The sequence below is a fragment of the Cupriavidus sp. 01L46 genome (assembly GCF_056399905.1).
This window is the reverse complement of record NZ_JBFTSF010000397.1, coordinates 1-4874: the sequence shown is the minus strand read 5'-3', so window position 1 is coordinate 4874 and position 4874 is coordinate 1. Positions and strand designations below refer to the sequence as shown.

Genomic DNA, 4874 nt, shown 5'->3' with positions numbered 1-4874 from the left:
GACACGGGGACGCCGTGCCGCTTCAGTGCCGCGGCAAGGGCCCTGGCGCCCGCCTCCCCGCTGTCACCGGCACGATAGAACTGCCGCACCGGCTTTGTCGCCTTGCCACCTCCCCCATCCAGGATCCGCTTCGCGATCAATTCCGCTTCCAGCAACACGCCGCTGGAGAAGTACAGGGAATAGAAGTCGGCATCGCCATTGACCGGCACCTCCACATTCGGGAACAGGCATGGCACCGCCTCCTGCTCGCAGAATGCGTGTACCGGCGCCCAGTTCCTGCCACCGAGCCCTGACACCACGGCGAAGACCGGTTGCGCCGCCATATGCCGCCTGAGCTGATCCTGCCAGGTCGCTTCCGGGCCGGTCAGTTCCCAGACATGCAGTTGCCAGCGGCGATTGACCATGAACATCATCTTGCGCGATGCACGCAGCGCGGGAGTCGGCCCGAGCGGAAAGGTATTCTTGTCGGCGAAGTAGTGCTCGAGCACATCCAGCATGCCGCGTCGTTTCACGGGATCGGCGTCCGGCGTGACGATGGTGGCAAAGTGGAGCACGGTATCCGTGACCYCGGACGGCCTGCGCTGGTCCAGCCGCTTCAGGTACGCGATCAGTACGGCCATGTCKGCGTCGTTCAGCGCGAACTGCGGCATCAGGTAGTTCAGCGGCCGGCCTTCGGAGTCGAGGCCTTCGCGGATGGCCCTGGCGATGGTCTCGTCGGTGTACGGATCGCGATCGGCCCGCATGCCTTCGACGAAAGGCAGGTAGAGGTCGTCGAGGCTCTTGGCGCGCGGGTGGAAGAGATACCGCCCGGTGATCGGCGGTACGGTGCCAAAGCCTTCCTTGGCGCCAAGGCCGCTACGCCGGTGGCAATTGACGCAAGCCGCGGCGGCCCCCTGCATGCGCATGCCGCCGTCGCGGACCGCCTCGAGCGGCGCGCCAGAAGGCAGCACACCGCGCAGGAAGATCGGTGCGCCAGCATCCGCCGCCGGAGCGCCGCCTGCCTGCCCGCCGAACGCCGTCGCCGCGGCGGCCAGGGCGCACGCAACGAGCGTCCGCAGGGCGGATCTCCGCCCTCGTACGCTGGCGAGCAGCCCCCGGACCATGACTATGGCGCCCGCCGGACCATGCTGTCCGATCCAGGCTGCGCCTCGGCATCAATCGAAAGCGGCTTGTCCTGCCTCGGTGTGCCTGGCTTGGCGAACATCCAGTCTCCCAGCGCCGGGTTGAACGAGACTTCGTCGATCACGAGCCTGTCCTTTGCCTGGGCCGTCGCCACCCCGCTTTCGATGGTGCAGGGTATCTGCAATCCGTCGATCGTCCTGTAGTCGCGGTAGAAGACCGTCACCGTGTGCGACTGGCCGAGCACGTTGCGGGACTCCCGGTCGTACCGGATTTCCAGGAACGTCTTCGCGTCGATCCACAGCAGGCGGCTGCCGCCCGAGGGCAGCCGGATGCGAAGGCGGTATGCCTTGCGCCCTTCGACCTCATCGACACCCTCGCTCTTCACGGCAATGCCCTTGGCCTCGTAGTCCATCAGCGGTCCATCGATGACCTGCTCGTCCTGAGCGAACTTCAGCTCCTCCGTCGTGTAGGGCTGCAGATTCGGCTTGCCGGCCTGGGTCGGGTGGACTTTCCAGCCATGACTGCCATCGAAGACGCGCACGGCCATCTGATTGAGCGCCGTGATCTCGAAGCGCGTCTTGTTCGGACGCTTCATCGCCAGCATGAAGCGCGCAGGCGCGCTCGCGCTCTCCACATGCCCGACCCAGACCATGGTCTGGATCTTGCGCCAGGCATCCAGCCCTCCCTTGGCGGCGGCGTTCTTCTCCACAATCTGGGCTACGCTCAGATCCGGCGCCGTCAATGGCTCCGCCGCCGTCACCAGCGCCGAGGCAAGAACGGCGAGCACCCCAAGGGCGATCCGTCTTATCATCATGGCCCCTCCCCCTTACTTGCCGGGTAGCCTGGCCGACGCCAGCKGCGGCTTCGCAAACATGGCATCGTCCACCGGCTGATTCAGCGCCACACGCTCGATGGTCATMTTGCGGGTTTTCTGGACGCCTTCAACGGCGGTTTCCATGACATGCGGAATCTTCAGCCCGCCCTCCGCCTTGTAATCCCGGTAGTAGATGGCGACGTTATGCATTCTGCCGTCCAGCTTCCGTGGCTCGCCTTCCATCTTCAGTTCAAGGAAACTCGTTGCATCCACCCACAGGCGCCGTTCCACGTGGTCTTTCATGGTCAGCTTGAGCCTGTAGGCCTGGTGCCCCTCCACGGACTCCATGCCCTGCACTTCGACCTTGGTGCCTTTCCTGGCATAGTCGACCAGCGGGCCGTCCAGCTCCGCCGACGTCGCGGCCACCTTGGCTTCAGCGGCCGTGTACGGCTCGACCTCGTCGCGCCCCAGGAAGGGCCTGACCTTCCACCCCTGCACCCCGTCGTAGACCTGCAGGGCCGTCTGGTCCTGGAAGCGGATCTCGAACCGGCTCTTGTGCGGCCGCTTCATGGTCGCCACGTACGGCAGCTTCACGTCCTTCTTCCCGCCAACATCGAGCTGGCCCGACAGGGTCAGGCTGTTGACCGCCCGCCAGGCTTCAAGCCCGCCACGGGCAGCCACATTCCGGTCGGCGATCTGGGCGGCCGTCAGCCGGCTCCCTGGCGCGCTTTCCGTCGCCGCGCCGGCGGATCCCGCCAGCGACACCAGGCCCAATGCCAGGAAGAGAATTCGGTTCATGAGCACACCCCCCAATCCATGCCTAAAAGATCGCGCCCGCGCGCGTTCATTCAACCACCAGGCCGTCGATATGAAAGGAACCGATCATCACGTTGACGCGGTCCCCGGTTTTAATCAGGTTGCCTTTGTTGGAAAACACCATCCAGTATTCCTGGCCAACCGTCAGCGGGCCCGACTGACGAAGCTGGCCGATCTTGTCCATGACCGGTATCTGGAGAAGCGCCTGGCTCCTTCTCCCGAACAGGTAGGGCGTTGCATTCTTGTCGCTCAGGATCTTGGCGATCCACGGGTCGGTAACGCGGTAGCTGAAGCGAATCAGGTTGCCCGACGCGGTCCGGCGCACGTGCAGATCCTCGACACCGCCGTAGAGATCGTAGTAGGCCTTCGCATGCTTTGGCAGCTTCACCGGCGTATAGGGCGAGGTCCTGGCGGACGGCGAAGGCGCATGTGTCAGCGCCGCCGAAGGCGCCTCCAGCGGGAAGGCCGAGTCCGCCAAGGCCCTACCCGCCCAGACGCCACCGRCGAGCAACATCGCGATCGTCATCAAGTTTCTGGCATGGCTGGACATCTTCTTATGTCACCCCTGGCGCTCACCTGTTGCTCACCTGTTGCTCACCTGTTGCTCGCCTGTTCCTGGCTCCTCGATGCCGGAGGGGGCGCCCAGAGCCGCTCCCCTCCCCGCTTTCCACCTCGCGCTCCTCCCCCTTCTCCTAACGTATTGCCACGCCAGTCAAGGCCGAGCTCTGCGTACCAGCGCTATCGGTAATGCTGAGCGTCCCCTTCTGAGCCGAGTTCACCGCGTCGCGGAAGCTAGGCCTGAACCGCACGGCGATGGCGCAGGTGCCGTTCGGAGCCAGGCTGGTGATCCTGCTACCCGCGTTCGGGTTGACGGTGCCGCAGGTCGTCTGCTGTGCAACGATGACGAAGTTCGCGCTATCCACCGTGATCGCCGGGTTCGCAATGCCTGTCAACGGTACGCCTCCCGTATTCTTCAGCGTAAAGACATGAACCGGCCCTGCCTCGCCCCGCTCGACGCTGCCGAAGTCCTGGGTCGGCGGCGTCAGGCTCGCGCCGGAAGCGGCGCTTGCCACGAACTCGACCGCGCCGATATCGAACTTCGTGCCGTGCGGCCGGGCGGTACCGAAGAAGTCGTGATTCGGGGCACCCGCGTCGGTGGCGGCGTCGATTGCCGGCGAACCCGACGCGATCGCGTAGTTGCCAAGCGGCACGTTGTAGCCCGGGCTGCCAGACGAGATGCTGGCGTTGAACAGGGAGAGCGGTCCGTAGGACATATTGATCCACTGGTTGCCTTCATCCGGGGTCGCCGTCGGCATCAGGCCGAAGAGCGGGTTGGGCAAGACTGTATCCGAGATGCCCGGCGGCACGGCGAATCCGACCCCTCCACCTTCCGGCGGCACCCGCGAGCCATTGCAGTACTGGCTGACAACAGCGGGGTTGGAACCCAGGTTGCTTGCCCCCTGGTAGTCGGCGGCGTCAGTCAGGATCGAGAATTGCGGACTGAGCGTCAGGCCCGACTCATGCTTGCTCGGTCCGGAGTCGCCAAAGGCGCCGATGTCCCAGTAGATAGCCTTGGGATCGCAATAGCCCGTCGTCTTCCCGGCCTGGTTTAGCGTCGGATTCAGCGTCACCACGTTCTGCAAGCCAGGGATCGACGGATTGAGGCCGCCCACCGTGATATAGAACGAACGGTTCTGCCAGAACAAATTGTTGGCCATCACCGGGTTCGAGAACGTCGTGCAGGCAGAGGTTCCAACCGGGCAGGTTACCCCTGCATTGCTGAACGCTGCGATGAAGTTCGGCGTGTGCCGCGCCGTCTCGAGACCAGCCGGCTGGTAGGTCGACGTGGTGATCGGATCGCAAGTTGTTTCCGCGCCCACCGTGGTGCACTTCGTCGGCGGAGGTACATTGGACTGAGCGGCTGCGGGCGTGTTGAAGAGTACGCCTGCCGACGCCGTCGCGTCGTTGGAAACGATGGTGTTGTTGATGAAGTTGACGCCCACCGCATCCTGGATCGACACGCCGCCCCCTGCCCACCCCGCGACGTTGTTCGCGATGATGTTGTTGGTGACGGAAACCCGGTACCACTTCGACGCATCATTGGGACTGCGCTGTACATCGG

5 protein-coding genes are annotated in these 4874 nt (G+C 64.5%); all 5 read right to left on the bottom strand.

Translation table 11 applies throughout. The features are described from left to right. Window positions 1–1103: c-type cytochrome (locus AC1DS3_RS35235; RefSeq protein WP_477129007.1), on the bottom strand; the 1103-nt coding region annotated here is incomplete at its 3' end. Window positions 1104–1105: 2 nt separating this feature from the next. Further along, window positions 1106–1930: a hypothetical protein gene (locus AC1DS3_RS35230; protein WP_441640742.1), complete on the bottom strand. Its 825-nt coding sequence runs from the start codon at window positions 1928–1930 to the stop codon at window positions 1106–1108. An 18-nt stretch (window positions 1931–1948) separates the two neighbouring features. Next, window positions 1949–2734, bottom strand: a complete 786-nt coding sequence (locus AC1DS3_RS35225) for an outer membrane lipoprotein-sorting protein (protein ID WP_477129006.1) — start codon at window positions 2732–2734, stop codon at window positions 1949–1951. A gap of 46 nt (window positions 2735–2780) precedes the next feature. Next, window positions 2781–3278: a hypothetical protein gene (locus AC1DS3_RS35220; RefSeq protein WP_477129005.1), complete on the bottom strand. Its 498-nt coding sequence runs from the start codon at window positions 3276–3278 to the stop codon at window positions 2781–2783. Between the two features lie 166 nt (window positions 3279–3444). Then, on the bottom strand, window positions 3445–4874 hold a 1430-nt coding region (locus tag AC1DS3_RS35215), incomplete at its 5' end, for a choice-of-anchor Q domain-containing protein (protein WP_477129004.1).